This is a genomic window from Paenibacillus paludis (assembly GCF_042610515.1).
Lineage (GTDB): Bacteria > Bacillota > Bacilli > Paenibacillales > Paenibacillaceae > Paenibacillus_AQ.
The window spans coordinates 1-12,841 of the sequence record NZ_JBGJZP010000017.1 but is presented as its reverse complement, the minus strand read 5'-3'; the positions used below and the strand labels follow the sequence as shown (position 1 = coordinate 12,841).

The following is a 12,841-nucleotide window of genomic DNA, read 5'->3' as shown; positions in this document are numbered from 1 at the left end:
CCCTAAGCTGACTGTAAATGCTGACTAGATTTGTTCTGATCCGCAACGCGGGCACCACATGGAACCCTTGGGCAAATCCGCCCTGCAGATCTGACATTTGACGATATCCCGCACGCCGCCTTCACTGGATGCAGCTTCTTCCGCAGGCTCACCGGCTTTCCAGTCACGGATACGCCGGTCAAGCTCAAGCTGTCTTTCCCGCTCCCGTTCAAGCTCATCGGCTTCACGGCGGCTGCGTTCGGTATCCTGCACCGCTCCGCCATATTCCTCCTGCGGCAGTTCATCGTCTACCGGAAGCACTTCGGTATACACCGTACGCTGCTCCGATCTCATCGCCAGCTCTTTCTCCGCTTCCGTCAGCTCCTCCTCGCCATAATATTGATCTTCCTCTTCATCCTCATGAATGCTGTGCACTGTGACGGGCACCGCTTCTTTTCTTGAAGCCGGTTCCTCCAGCTTACGTCCGCATTTCGGACAAAAATTGGCGTCCAGGGCTACAACATTCCCGCAGGTGCAGAGCTTTTCATTCTTCAGCTCGGCAATCCGGAAGCGCAGCTCCTCAATCTGTTCCTGAAGCTTCAGGCAGGCCCGGGAATGCTCCACCATCTTGCCTTCGGCCAGGGACAAATCCTTCGAGCGATATCCGTCGTAGAACAGCTTTCCCATTTTCATAAATTCAATTTCCATCTCATGTTCGATATCGGAAATATGCCCGTTAAGCTTGCCGATCTCCACCGAGCTTTGCGCTTTTTCACTCACCCGGCTGGCACCGTCTTTAATGCGTTGCAGAAAATTCATTGTAGTTCCTCCTTCTCCAGAGTGAGAACAGGGCCGATTTGCAGCCAAATATCATTCCAAATAAACCCTTAACGCTCCGTTCAATAGCGGTAACGTGCTTCTATCATACCAAATGTCTCGATTAGATTCATTATTTGTCGTTCTGTGTATAATAGTAAAAAATAACCATGGACAAGCTTACCAACAATGGAGGGATCAATCTTGCCGGACGAAGAGAAAAAACGCTATTTCGTATCCGTAAACCACAGCCTTATTCAGGACGTGCGCAATGACTCCAATGAATTTGAAGTGCTGCTTAACGCTGAAGAGCTTACCCTTCTCCAGGATCTCCTTAACGAACTCGAACGCGGGGATGATTACGCCTTCCGGCGCGCCTTTGTGCCTTATAAGTCTGCCGATCACGATGAAGCTGCCCGGCAATTTGACGATGAGACCGTCAGACTGTACCAGACCCTGCACCGTTTTGGCAGCATAGAGACGCAGCAGACCATTGAGCAGCTGGGTATACTCCCCAAACTGGAAAATACCGGGTATCACGATAAAGGTTATGACGGAGGCTCCCTACGAACAAATAATCAACCTAAGCGCCGTACTTTCTATCCCTTATGTGTGCTAATACGCTGCTGCGGGAAGAATGTTGCGCTATTTTGGGTTGGCCGGATTATAGTTGCAAACAGCCTGGACTCTTCGGCACTACAGGGGGGTCTGGGTTTTTTTTGCTTCTGGGGCAGTACATCGGTTAAAATAGGGATATAGACTGGTCCCGGAATGTATAACATATCTTTATTCATGGGTTCATTTTATCCAGTCACAAATAACTAAACTTGGGAGAGTCTCAGTGGAAGAATATGATAGTACACAGGTTACACTGAATCAGCTGCAGGTGCATGTCAAGGATCTGAAGAAGTGGCAGGTTAATGGGGATTTCGCCAAACAGATCGAGGATTTCAAAGCTTTGCCGGCGCTGTACCGCCATGCCCTGAATGAGCTTGAGAATAAAATTGATGTGATCAAAACGGAATGGCAGGTGCGCGACGGCTTCAGTCCGATTGAGCATGTCAAGTCGCGGATCAAAGAGCCGAAGAGCATCCTGCAGAAGATGGAACGCAAAGGGCATGAGTTTACCCTGGAAAATATGGAGCAGCACATTCATGATATTGCAGGCATGCGGATTGTCTGTGCTTTTGTGAAGGATATTTATCGTCTGGTCGATCATCTGTGTGCGCGGGAGGACATCCGTGTGCTGGAGATCAAAGATTATATTGCACATCCCAAGCCCAACGGCTATCAAAGTCTGCATCTGATTGTGTCGATACCGCTTGTGCTGCTGGAAGGAACCCACTGGGTAAAAGCGGAAATCCAGCTGCGTACACTTGCCATGGATTTCTGGGCCAGTATGGAGCATATCCTCTACTACAAATTCGATAAACAGCTTCCGTCGCATGTCGCCGAGGAACTGAAAGAAGCCGCACGTGCCGCCGATGAGCTGGATCAAAAAATGCTCCGCCTGCGCCGGGAGATTCTTGAGTTATCCGAGGGAAGCAGTGCGGGTGAACCCCCGTCCGGGGAGTAATGCCATTTCTGTTTACGGACCGTAGCTGAAAAGGTAATAAAAGAAGGCAGTGCCCTACAGCTGAGCTGTTGCGGCACTGCCTTTCTATTATTCTCAAGAAGGAAGCAGCAGGTTTCTCCAAGTGTGGCCCCCGTCTGCCGTGCTCCAAAGGATTTCCGGCCCGGAAATCCAGCCGGTTCGAGACGTAGAGAACTGTATCTCCGTTGCCTTATCGAACGCTGAACCTTTGGTAGCTTGCTTCCAGCTAACGCCGCCATCGTCTGTAGCAAGCAGCTTGCCGCCTGCCTGCAGCGCCCAGCCTGAACGGGCATTCAGCCAAGCTGTCCTTGACGCTTCAACCCCTTGAATGCCGGGGCCATGCTTCCAAGTCTCTCCGCCATTATTGCTGGTGTAAAAGACCATGCTTTTAACACCGTTCAGGACAATTTCCAGCGGCAGCACCCCATCCTTCTATCCTTGCCGGAAAAGACAGGAGGGTAGCTGTTGCTATACGCATACCCCGAAAGCGCTGGCGGGGAGACGAGTTTCTCCGGCTTCCAGCTCTTGCCCCCATCAGCAGTTCTAAAGGTAAGAATGGACTTCTGTCCGTGATTACTGGAGGTTATCCAGCCGTTATCGCTATCCCGGAAGGTTATGCCCGTTGGATAGGCAGCAATGCTTGCGGTAAGATCGCCCACTCTGCTCCAGCTTGTCCCTCCATCCACCGTGCGGTATAACGACTTCTCCATCATACCAAGTGCCGGTTCGGAACATAGCAGAATATACCCGCCCTGCTTATCGGGAAAATGCATAAACCCGCTGGCGTATCCTTGCTCCCAGCTTTTCTTCACCGGAAGGCGAAAAGTCTTCCAGGACTTTCCCTTGTCTAGCGTATGAAAAAGGGTTGTAGGCTTGTGCGGGCCATAGGCGCTTAGAATCCACGCCTCAGTGTCACCCGCAAAGTAATGCGCCAGTTTGCCAAGCTGGACAGCATTACCGGGCATGGGCACCGTATTGCTAAGCGGATGCTTCCAGCTTAACGCACCGTCCGCTGTATGCCACACTCCGCCCAGCGTGATTCCCCAGCCCTCTTTCACGCCTGTCATTTGGAAATTGTCCGGATATCCCTTCAGGGTGATGCTGGAGCTTTGCGCCGGTGCCGCCCCTATGGTTGAGGCAGAAATTAGAAGCGTTCCTGCTATGAACAGAGAAGCCAGAATTTTATAAACTCTCAATTTAAGCTCTCCCTCATTCCCTGTTTGTCCTGTTATCATAAGACCTCAGCAGGAACATTAGGTTACGATCAGTTCATTCCGCAGTGAAAATATTGTTAATTAAGAGCAACCAGAGCAGCCTTACAGCTTACCCAGCCCTGCCGCCCTGCGGGCCGCGGCTTCTGCGACACGCTGCATGATGAGCACAAGCCCCTCACCGGCACGGGGTGTCTTGTCGAGCAGGGTACCCCAGTTTTCGGTCGGCTTCGCAACCGCCGGTGAAGTTGGAAACGGCCGGGCTGCGATTTCATGAAACATGGGACCCGGCTGGTGGAGCGAGCCTTCAGCAGCCGCTTCGGCCAGCCATTCTCCAGTCGGGACAGCCGGCCCTTTGCGCTCCAGCCGGGCCAGTTCGGCTGCAAGCAGGCCGGACGGGGCCGGGCCGGCATCCTCGCTGTCCTCCGCTTCCTCTTCCGCCCAAAGGGCAAAAACTCCGGCCAGCAGCGTCTCTTTGTCCAAACCGCGCAGTTCAAACGCCAGCAGCGGTTCCTCTTTCAGCTGCTTTTTGACCAACCCCAGCAGGGCCATCTGTTCCGGCCCTGAAAGCTTCTGTCCGGCCAATGCCAGTTCTTCATCGCCGGGCAGAAGCTTCATCGCCGCCAGGCCTCCACTCAGGTTGCCCTGCAGCAGACCATACAGCTCACCCGGGTGCTCCGCGAGCCGGATCAGCACCTCCTGTTTCACTTCATCAGACCAGCGCGGAATTTCCAAAGAGAGAACCGTCGTTGGCGCTTGCCCTTGGGCGGCGGCGACGGCAGCGGCGTTTCGTTTGGTCTGCACTCCCGGCGCTTTGGCCGATAGCTGTGTTCCCGTCGCCTTAACCACCCCGGGCTCAATTTCCAGCCGCAGTTCCAGCAGTTCACTCATTGCCCATTCCTCCTTTATGCCAAGCTTGTTCCACTACATCCAGTCCTGCCCCTGAAGCTCGATAAGCTCCTTAAGCTCATGATTGGACATCTCTGTCAGCCAGTTTTCTCCGGAACCGACAACCTGCTCCGACAGGCTTTTTTTACGCTCGATCAGTTCATCAATCCGTTCTTCCAGCGTTCCCTGGCAGATCAGCTTATGAACCTGCACATTCTTATGCTGGCCGATCCGGAACGCCCGGTCGGTCGCCTGATTCTCCACCGCCGGATTCCACCAGCGGTCATAATGTATGACATGGTTAGCCCGTGTAAGGTTCAGACCCACACCGCCGGCTTTGAGCGATAGTACGAAAAACGCCGGCCCTTCCCCCTCCTGAAAGGCATGCACCATCTCATCGCGCTCCCGTTTGGGGATGCCGCCATGCAGGAACAGCGGCGGCGAGCCGTAACGTTTTGCCAGCCTGCTGACCAGCAGCTCGCCCATCGCCACATACTGGGTGAAAATAAGTGCAGATTCCCCAAGCTCGGCAATGCTGTCCAGCACCTCGAACATCACATCCATTTTGCCGGAATGCTCACTGCGTTGGGTCCGGCCCTCCTCTTTGCGGTACAGCTGCGGATGGTCGCATATTTGCTTCAGCTTGGTCAATGAAGACAATACCAGCCCCCGGCGGGCCATGCCGGAACGTTCCCCGATGACACCGAGCATTTCATCCACTACACCCTGATACAGCGCCGCCTGCGTTTCTGTAAGCGGACAATAAGATTTCAGCTCCAGCTTCTCCGGCAGATCCTTGGAAATGTCCGGATCACTCTTGAGCCGCCGCAGCAGGAAGGGCGAGACGAGGCGGTGCAGCTCGCGCAGCCGCTCTCCGCCTTCACCGGATACATACCGCTGGCGGAATGAATGATAAGTCCCCAGATACCCCGGATTCAAAAAGTGAAAAATCGACCACAGCTCGCCAAGCCGGTTCTCCACTGGTGTGCCTGTCATCGCAATTCGATGCGGTGCTGACAGCTTCATCACACTCTGTGCCTGCTTGGTGCGGTGATTCTTGATATACTGCGCTTCATCCAGCACAACAGTCGACCAACGGACGCCTGCGAGATCCTCGCTGTCCCGGCCTGCGAGATGATAAGTGGTCAGCACGATTTCATGGCTGGTGGCCAAGTCGATAAAGCCTTCCCCGCGAACCCGTCTTCCCCCGTGGTGAATATGCACACTCAGCGATGGTGCGAAACGCTGCAGCTCCCGCTGCCAGTTGCCAAGCAGCGAGGTCGGGCAGAGAATCAGCACCGGCTCACGCTTCTCCTCCGGCGGAGCAGTCAGGGCACGGTCCAGCAGACTGGTGATGACCTGCACCGTCTTGCCGAGGCCCATGTCATCGGCAAGGCATACCCCAAAGCCGAGCCCGCTGAGCGCAGCCAGCCATTGAAAGCCGCGCTCCTGATAAGGTCTAAGCGTTCCATGAAGACCCGGCGGCACAGAGCGCAGCGGAAGGCCCCGCAGAACATCGCCATGCATGAGCGAAGCAAGCATGCCGGAGGTTTCCATGCCGGTCACCGACATTCCCTTCCAGAGCCGCTCGTCACCATCCTCGGCCTCCAGACGCATCCAGTCCGCCGCCGACATTTCTCCGCTTTCGTTGCGCTTCATATATCTCAGAACCTGGCGGATCTCCTTCGGATCGACTTCAATCCATTCTCCCCGGAAGCGCACAAAAGGTACTCCGGCCTCCACCAGCGCATTCAGCTCTTCCTCGCTGATTGTGTTATCGCCCAGCGAGGCCTCAATGCGGAAGGAAATCAGCTCTTCCATGCCAAGGGAAGGCTGGGTTGAACCATCGATGCTGCCAGCAGGCGGCTGCATCTTCATCTTCATCCCGATCCGCCGCCGGCCTTCACGGCTCCAGCGGGATGGCATCTGCACCGTAATTCCCCGCTCCCGCAGCTGCTGCACGCTCTCCTTCAGAAAGAAATAGACGCGGTCCGGCTCCAGTTGAACTCCATCCGGTGCCGGTCCGGCTAGCGCACGCTCAATATCCGGCGATATTTTCGCGGCCCGGCCGAGTGCCGCCAGCAGCTGCTGCTGAATATTGCGGTAGCGCTTGCCCCATAAAGTGAACTCCCGTTCCCTGCTGCTCCAGATCGCCGCCGCAGGAATCCAGAATTCTCCTTCTTCCCGGTTCTCCGCCCAGAAGGTTAAATTCCAGGCATCGCCTTCGTTCGCAGGCGGCTCCAGACGCAGACCCAGACTAAGCTGGCCGCTGTGGACCTCCTCCGCCCCGGAGTTCGGAATCTCACTCTCAGCCGTACCGTTTACGGCGGCAAGGAGGTCCGCCACCTCGGCCGGAGTCCCCTGGACCGGGATATCACGGCTGCCGGTGAGCAGGCTGTTCCACCACAGCTCGGTCAGCGGTGAATATCCACGGCGATAATTCGCTTTGAATGGCCCAAGCTCGCTTTCCATTCCCGCAATAACCTTTTTGATCTCGGCAGTCATTACAGCCTGCAGAAAAGAATACAGCACGTACGCTCCCGCTTCTTCACGCGACGACAAGTCCCCCTCCTCCGCAACATGGGTTCCCAGTGCCAGCACCGGCATGGAAGCTGCCATCTGCAGAAAGAACTCCTTATCAGCCTCCTGCCGAAAGGCCGGAGACCAGCAGGCCGCAGCGGCTTGCTCCCCCCCGCGGCGGCGCGAGCCTATAGGCCTCGGCGGCATTGCGCCGGGCACAATCCCGCCTGTGCCCATCAGTTCAAGGGCAAAACGGGCCGCAGCCGCCCAATAACGCAGTTCACCGCCAGGCTCCACTCCCTGTGCACGGCACATTTCCTCGTCCCAGGCCAGCAGCAGCTCAAAGGCGTCCTTCGGGGCCAGGGCAAGCCCTTCCAGCGTGCGCCCCGGCAGTCCGCGCCGCGTTGTCCTCCCTTCCGCAGAGGCAGCGGCCGGATACTTCACTTCCGCCAGCCGCAGCGCAGCACCCGCAAAAGGACGTCCTCCTCCCCGAAGCTCCAGCCGTTTGACCACACGTGTCCATGCGTCAACTTTCGGCTCTGAAGTTTCGCCGGAGAAGCAGAATAATACGTCCCCTAACCATATTGCATACAGATGCTTAATCATTGGTGATCTCCTGTCTTTTTATGCAAACAGAAAGCGCCAGCCGGTTCCGCTAGAAGAAACGGCTTCGCCGCCCTAAAGGACGGAATCCGTTTCTAACCTTGCAGAAGGCTGAATCCTTCTCCGCGAGAAATATATTTTTAAGCTGAATCAACAGATGTGAACCCTAACGGAAGAAATACATAATCCCCCATGTTTTTTTCTTCATCCCTTCATCTTATACGAAAAAGTCCTGATTTAAAAACGTTTCTGTATATTTTCTGCAGATTTTATATTCCGGCACTGTCCGTAATTGAAAAAAACCCGCCAGCGGGCGGGTTCAAGTCGTATCAAAGGGCTCTAAAGTGTTCCGGTTGCTGCTCCGCTACCTCCATCCGCAGCTCCCCGCCTTCCGGGTCATCGTCCACTTGAATAATCACCGCACCGCTCTTGCCATTGCGTGCCCAGCCCCGCCGTCCTTCCTTAAGCTGCTCCAGACTGATTTCGGAGAGTCCTTCCACCGATTGGGTGAAGAAAGACGGATAACAGAGCGCGAAGCGCAGCATCTCCCTGCGGGGCGAAAATTCACGGACTGCATAAGACCAGCTTATCCGCAATATCCCTGCTTCCCCGGCGGCCTGTACGTCGATTTGCGAATATTGCCCTCTCCTGTACCCGAAGCTGTGCCCGTCATCTTCATACAGGGTAAAAGCAGCCGAGAATCCTTCCTTGGCTTCCGCACCATACAGGTGAAACACCACCGTTTCCTCTGTTTCTTCGAGTGCGTATTGTTTGAGCGGACCTTCGGCGACAAAACTTCCGGCCTTCACATACATCGGCATGATGTTTAGCGGTGCATCGGCGAGGATATGGCGTCCGCCCTCATGAACTTCACCATCCCAATAATCCAGCCAGCACCCTTCAGGCAGATACACCGAGCGATGCTCTGTATCCGGGCGGTAGACAGGGGCGATCAGCACATTTTCCCCGAGCAAAAATTGATCGCACAGGTTGGTCACATAGGGGTCGTGCGGATACTCCAGAATCAGCGGCCGGATCACAGGAAGCCCACAGGTTTCCGCCTCATGAAAAAGGTTATAGATATGAGGCATCCAGCGGTAGCGCAGGCCGATGAATTCGCGGAGAATCCCTTCGACCTCCTCACCGAACGACCATGGCTCCTGGCGCAGGGTACCGATGGAGGAATGGTTGCGGCAATAGGGGAAGAAAACACCCATCTGTGTCCAGCGCACCAGAAGCTGCGCGGAGGTATGGTGGGCGAAGCCGCCGATATCCGGCCCGGAGAAGGCCAGTCCCGAGAGTCCCATATTAAGCACCATAGGTATCGCCATCGCCATATGCTCCCAGAAGCTGCGGTTATCCCCCGTCCATACCGCGGCGTAACGCTGTATCCCGGCATAACCGGCCCGGGTCAGCACAAAGGGGCGCTCTCCCCCCATATGCTCCGCCAAGCCTTCATAGGTTGCTTTAGACATCATCATCCCATACAGGTTATGGTATTCCTCATGTGTGATCGGATGCCCGTTGTTGAAATGCATCACATCCAGATCCATCGTTTTGCTCTCATTAAACACCGCCGGCTCGTTCATATCATTCCAGATTCCGTCAATGCCGAGGTCGGTATAGTATTTATGCAGATCGCCCCACCATTCAGCCGTCCGGCTGTCGCTGAAATCAGGGAAGGCGCTGATGCCCGGCCACACCTCGCCGAAGAATATATCGCCTTCCAGCCTGCGGCAGAAATGCTTTTCGAGAACCCCTTGCTTGTACACCTCGTAATTGGGATCTTTCTTGACGCCGGGATCAACAATCGGTACGATCCGCACACCAAGCTCCTTTAGCTCCGATATCATCTTTTCCGGCTCGGGGAAGTTTACAGGATCAAAGGTGAAGACACGGTATTCATCCATGTAATGAATATCCAGATAAATGACGTCGCAGGGAATCTTCTTCTCACGGAAGGTCCGGGCAAGCTGCAGCACCTCCTGCTGGTTCATATAGCTATAACGCGACTGGTGGTAGCCGATCGCCCATTTAGGCGGAAGCGCAATCCGTCCGGTCAGCGAAGTGTATCTTGTTACAACATCCTTCATTTCGGGACCATTGATAAAGTAGATATCATAAGCTCCAGTGGAGCAGCCGATCGTAAAAGCAACCCCATGGGACCGCATATCAAAATCGCTCCGGCCCGTATTGTCGAGAAATAATCCGTAGGAGAGGTCGCCATGCATATGAATAATCAGCGGAATGGACTCATACAGGGCTTCTATCTCCGGCAAATGTGGCGCAAACACATCGGTGTTCCAGTTCGTATAACGCTCCCCGCGTTTGTCGAGAAAGCTGGATTTCTCCCCCAGCCCGTAAAAATGCGAATCCGGCTGCATATCATACTCGGCATGACTGGCCCCGCGCGGATTCCAGCTTGTCAGGTTCTGCTGCATGATGACCTTGCCCTCTATATTTTCCACACGGAGAAGAAACGAGGTTTTCTCAAGGATCAGCCGAATCACACTGGTAGTGAAGATCAGTGCATCCTCTGTCTCTTCTACCGGGAACAAATGCGGCACACAGCTCTCCGCCAGCACTGCCGCAGATGTTGTCAGATCCGGAACGCTGCTGTGAAACACCTTCATACGGAACACTTCATCATTCAAAAAAACAAATACAATCCCGCCGCGCTCCCCGCGGACGATATAAATATTCTCTGAACGTTCCCAGGATTCAATGCTCCCAGGGGTATTCCAGGTTTCCTTCATAACAAGCGGACCCATTTTTTCGGGACGTATTGCTTCGCTGCTCTCCATCGCCTCTTATCCCCCTCCGGCTGTTGCCGCCTTGTTAAAGTTTCCTATTCTACTTCTATTACCCCGCTTGTGCGGACGGCTATCCGCAACCTTATGACCTGCAGGTCATTTTTTTGGGTAATATAGTCTTAACCGCTGATAAAGCGGGTATATTCTATGTAGACTCAGACTTCACCGTTATACAATTTACTTAAGTATCATACCTATTTCACACCGGCCGGTTATGCTTTTTCCATCTGGTCGCTGATCTATCTCCTGCTCGCCGGTTTTATCGTATATCAATTCCGCGAGAGCACCGGGTCACGGGATTCGGTTAACTCTTTGGGCATTTGGTTTGTGCTGAGCTGCGTCATTAATATGGGCTGGCTGTTCCTCTGGCATTATCTTTACATCGAGGTTGCCACAATTGTAAATGTCAGCGTCGTGCTGGAGAAGAACAACTGGGACGGATTCGGACTCAGTGACCCCGCCTGGGCAGTTATCATGCTCTGCGTAGGCGTACTGCTTGCTGTAATGGTCAGTTTCCCTCACCGGGACAGCATTTATCCACTGGTCTTCGTCTGGGCGTTTATCGCGATTGCCCTTGAGCACAGAGACACCGGAAATGTATTCGTGACCGCTTCAGTAGCGGCAGGACTCCTGCTGCTTTACAGCATTTGGCTGATGTTTACTTCGCGCCGCCGGAGCAGATATTGACGTGCGGTTCCCGGAGTTTCAATAACAGACTGTTTACAGCCCATTCACTGGTCAAAAAAAAACCCGTTGCCTGCTTGTACCGGCAACGGGTTTTTGAATTCATTTGATTTCGTTCAGTTAGCTATCGTAATTTACAACTATAAGGCCCATTATTTCTTGCGCGCTACCGCTTCGATCTCCACAAGACCATCCTTCGGCAGTCGAGCAACTTCAACCGCACTGCGGGCAGGATAAGGTTCTGTAAAGAAACTGCTGTACACTTCATTCACAGCTGCAAAGTCATTCATATCCTTGAGATACACGGTCGTCTTCACAACATGATCCAGCGATGCACCGGCCTCTTCCAAGATGGCCTGAACGTTGCTTAGCGACTGGCGTGCCTGCTCCTGTACACTTTCCGCAAGTTCTCCAGTTTCCGGATTCAGGCCCAGCTGTCCTGAAGTATATACCCAGTTTCCGGCTACAATTGCCTGACTATATGGCCCGATGGCTCCTGGGGCTTTGGTTGTAGCAACCTGTTTTTTACTCATGATACGCTCCTCCTGTGGGTACACGACATTAATGTCATGATGTACATATGAATTTATGTCCCATTGTACGTGCTGCACTCTGTTTAATGCAAACTTCCCTTCTAGCGGCGACCAATAACATGTATCACATCATTGGGATAAACATGTACGCCGCCTGTGTTGGCAAGTGCAATATTCACCATTGCTTTCGCCACTTTGGCACCGGGGATAACCCGGTACTTCGCTGCTTTGCCGACCATCGCAAAATCAAGTGCCTTCATCAGCACGGCAGCAGCACGTTCTCCCAGCCTGAATTCCTGACGTTCTCCCAGCAGCAATGAGGGCCTGAACAGGTGCAGGCCATGAAACCCGGCGGCGATTAACCCCTCTTCCGTCCGGCCCTTGGTACGGCTGTAGAAATTGCGGGATTTGGCGCTGGCCCCCATGGAGGAAACCGCCAGAAACTGCCTCACACCGCATTCTTTGGCAATTGCAGCGGCCGCAAGCGGGTACTGCAAATCCACACGTTCAAATTGTTCCTGTGAGCCTGCTTTTTTTATCGTGGTGCCCAGGCAGCAGAAGACTGCATAGGCCCCGCTGAATTGTTCCTTATATTGCCCAAGCTTTTCCCAGTCAATACTGGTTTGCTTCAGCTTGGGATGCTGCAGCTCCAGCGGGCGGCGGACCAGCACCCGGACCTCATCCCAATCCCCGGTTAGCAGTTCCTCGGTAACTGCCTTGCCTACCAAACCGGTCGCTCCCAGCACTACGGCTATTCTAGTCACGTAATCCCTCCTTTGCTGTGGCACTGCAAATGTTTATCTTCAAAAGCCGAAAAGACTCCGACCTCTATAGGCGGAGAGGAATCGGCGGTTTTCAACTATTCAGCGAACGTACGTGCTATACTGTAAGAAAATACTACAAAAGGGGGTGTCGCACATGATCGTTCATCAAGCGTATAAATACCGCATCTACCCGAATACCGAGCAACAGCAACTCATTCGTCGAATGTTTGGCTGCTGCCGCTTTGTGTTCAATCATTTCCTGGAAGAGTGGAATCAAACCTATGCCGAGACAGGCAAAGGTTTGTCCTATCAGACCTGTGCGACACAGCACCCCGTCCTAAAAACACAATATGACTGGCTCAAAGAAGTCGATAGTATTGCTTTACAGTCCGCCGTTCGGCATGTGGCAGATAGCTTTGACCGCTTTTTCAAAAAG

11 protein-coding genes and 1 pseudogene are annotated in these 12,841 nt (G+C 53.9%); 4 read left to right on the top strand and 8 right to left on the bottom strand.

Features of this window, described 5'->3' with window-relative positions; translation table 11 throughout:
• Positions 1 to 24 precede the first annotated feature (24 nt).
• Entirely contained in the window at positions 25 to 798 is a 774-nt protein-coding gene (locus ACAN56_RS25750; RefSeq protein ID WP_038585371.1) for a zinc ribbon domain-containing protein, read from the bottom strand.
• A gap of 201 nt (positions 799 to 999) precedes the next feature.
• Between ACAN56_RS25750 and ACAN56_RS25745 the strand changes: the two genes are divergently transcribed.
• On the top strand, positions 1,000 to 1,554 hold the full coding sequence (locus ACAN56_RS25745) for a hypothetical protein (protein WP_379146377.1): 555 nt from the start codon (positions 1,000 to 1,002) through the stop codon (positions 1,552 to 1,554).
• A gap of 112 nt (positions 1,555 to 1,666) precedes the next feature.
• The gene (locus tag ACAN56_RS25740; RefSeq protein ID WP_038598433.1) at positions 1,667 to 2,371 is read left to right on the top strand and encodes a GTP pyrophosphokinase; all 705 of its coding nucleotides are present in this window, start codon (positions 1,667 to 1,669) and stop codon (positions 2,369 to 2,371) included.
• Between the two features lie 93 nt (positions 2,372 to 2,464).
• Here ACAN56_RS25740 and ACAN56_RS25735 read toward each other — a convergent pair whose 3' ends face one another.
• The 5 genes from ACAN56_RS25735 to ACAN56_RS25715 all read right to left on the bottom strand — a co-directional run bounded on the left by ACAN56_RS25735 (position 2,465) and on the right by ACAN56_RS25715 (position 10,415).
• A complete protein-coding gene (locus tag ACAN56_RS25735; RefSeq protein WP_379146375.1) occupies positions 2,465 to 2,812 on the bottom strand; it encodes a WD40/YVTN/BNR-like repeat-containing protein in 348 nt (115 codons plus the stop codon).
• Positions 2,788 to 3,585 carry a WD40/YVTN/BNR-like repeat-containing protein gene (locus ACAN56_RS25730; protein WP_379146372.1) on the bottom strand — a complete coding sequence of 266 codons (798 nt, stop codon included), beginning with the start codon at positions 3,583 to 3,585 and terminating at the stop codon, positions 2,788 to 2,790. Before ACAN56_RS25730 ends, ACAN56_RS25735 begins: the two co-directional genes overlap by 25 nt.
• Before the next feature lie 120 nt (positions 3,586 to 3,705).
• Complete coding sequence (locus ACAN56_RS25725) at positions 3,706 to 4,491, bottom strand: hypothetical protein (protein ID WP_379146369.1); 786 nt, start codon at positions 4,489 to 4,491, stop codon at positions 3,706 to 3,708.
• A 33-nt stretch (positions 4,492 to 4,524) separates the two neighbouring features.
• Positions 4,525 to 7,614, bottom strand: a complete 3,090-nt coding sequence (locus ACAN56_RS25720; RefSeq protein WP_379146366.1) for a DEAD/DEAH box helicase — start codon at positions 7,612 to 7,614, stop codon at positions 4,525 to 4,527.
• Positions 7,615 to 7,940: 326 nt separating this feature from the next.
• Positions 7,941 to 10,415, bottom strand: coding sequence for a glycoside hydrolase family 31 protein (locus ACAN56_RS25715; RefSeq protein WP_379146364.1), 2,475 nt, complete (start codon positions 10,413 to 10,415; stop codon positions 7,941 to 7,943).
• Between the two features lie 204 nt (positions 10,416 to 10,619).
• On the opposite strand from ACAN56_RS25715, the pseudogene ACAN56_RS25710 reads away from it, so the two are divergent.
• A pseudogene (locus ACAN56_RS25710) lies at positions 10,620 to 11,111 on the top strand (tryptophan-rich sensory protein); the annotation flags it as partial.
• A gap of 149 nt (positions 11,112 to 11,260) precedes the next feature.
• On the opposite strand, the gene ACAN56_RS25705 reads toward ACAN56_RS25710, so the two are convergent.
• Positions 11,261 to 11,641: a RidA family protein gene (locus ACAN56_RS25705; protein WP_076113717.1), complete on the bottom strand. Its 381-nt coding sequence runs from the start codon at positions 11,639 to 11,641 to the stop codon at positions 11,261 to 11,263.
• A 101-nt stretch (positions 11,642 to 11,742) separates the two neighbouring features.
• On the bottom strand, positions 11,743 to 12,405 hold the full coding sequence (locus tag ACAN56_RS25700; RefSeq protein ID WP_379146357.1) for an oxidoreductase: 663 nt from the start codon (positions 12,403 to 12,405) through the stop codon (positions 11,743 to 11,745).
• 154 nt (positions 12,406 to 12,559) lie between these two features.
• Here ACAN56_RS25700 and ACAN56_RS25695 point away from each other — a divergent pair.
• On the top strand, positions 12,560 to 12,841 hold a 282-nt coding region (locus ACAN56_RS25695), incomplete at its 3' end, for a helix-turn-helix domain-containing protein (RefSeq protein ID WP_379146355.1).

What these genes read in the sequence shown, in the direction of transcription:
- ACAN56_RS25750 (WP_038585371.1), bottom strand. Translation starts at nt 798, where the DNA reads ATGAATTTTCTGCAACGCATTAAAGACGGTGCCAGCCGGGTGAGTGAA.
- ACAN56_RS25725 (WP_379146369.1), bottom strand. Translation starts at nt 4,491, where the DNA reads ATGAGTGAACTGCTGGAACTGCGGCTGGAAATTGAGCCCGGGGTGGTT.
- ACAN56_RS25720 (WP_379146366.1), bottom strand. Translation starts at nt 7,614, where the DNA reads ATGATTAAGCATCTGTATGCAATATGGTTAGGGGACGTATTATTCTGC.
- ACAN56_RS25715 (WP_379146364.1), bottom strand. Translation starts at nt 10,415, where the DNA reads ATGGAGAGCAGCGAAGCAATACGTCCCGAAAAAATGGGTCCGCTTGTT.
- ACAN56_RS25705 (WP_076113717.1), bottom strand. Translation starts at nt 11,641, where the DNA reads ATGAGTAAAAAACAGGTTGCTACAACCAAAGCCCCAGGAGCCATCGGG.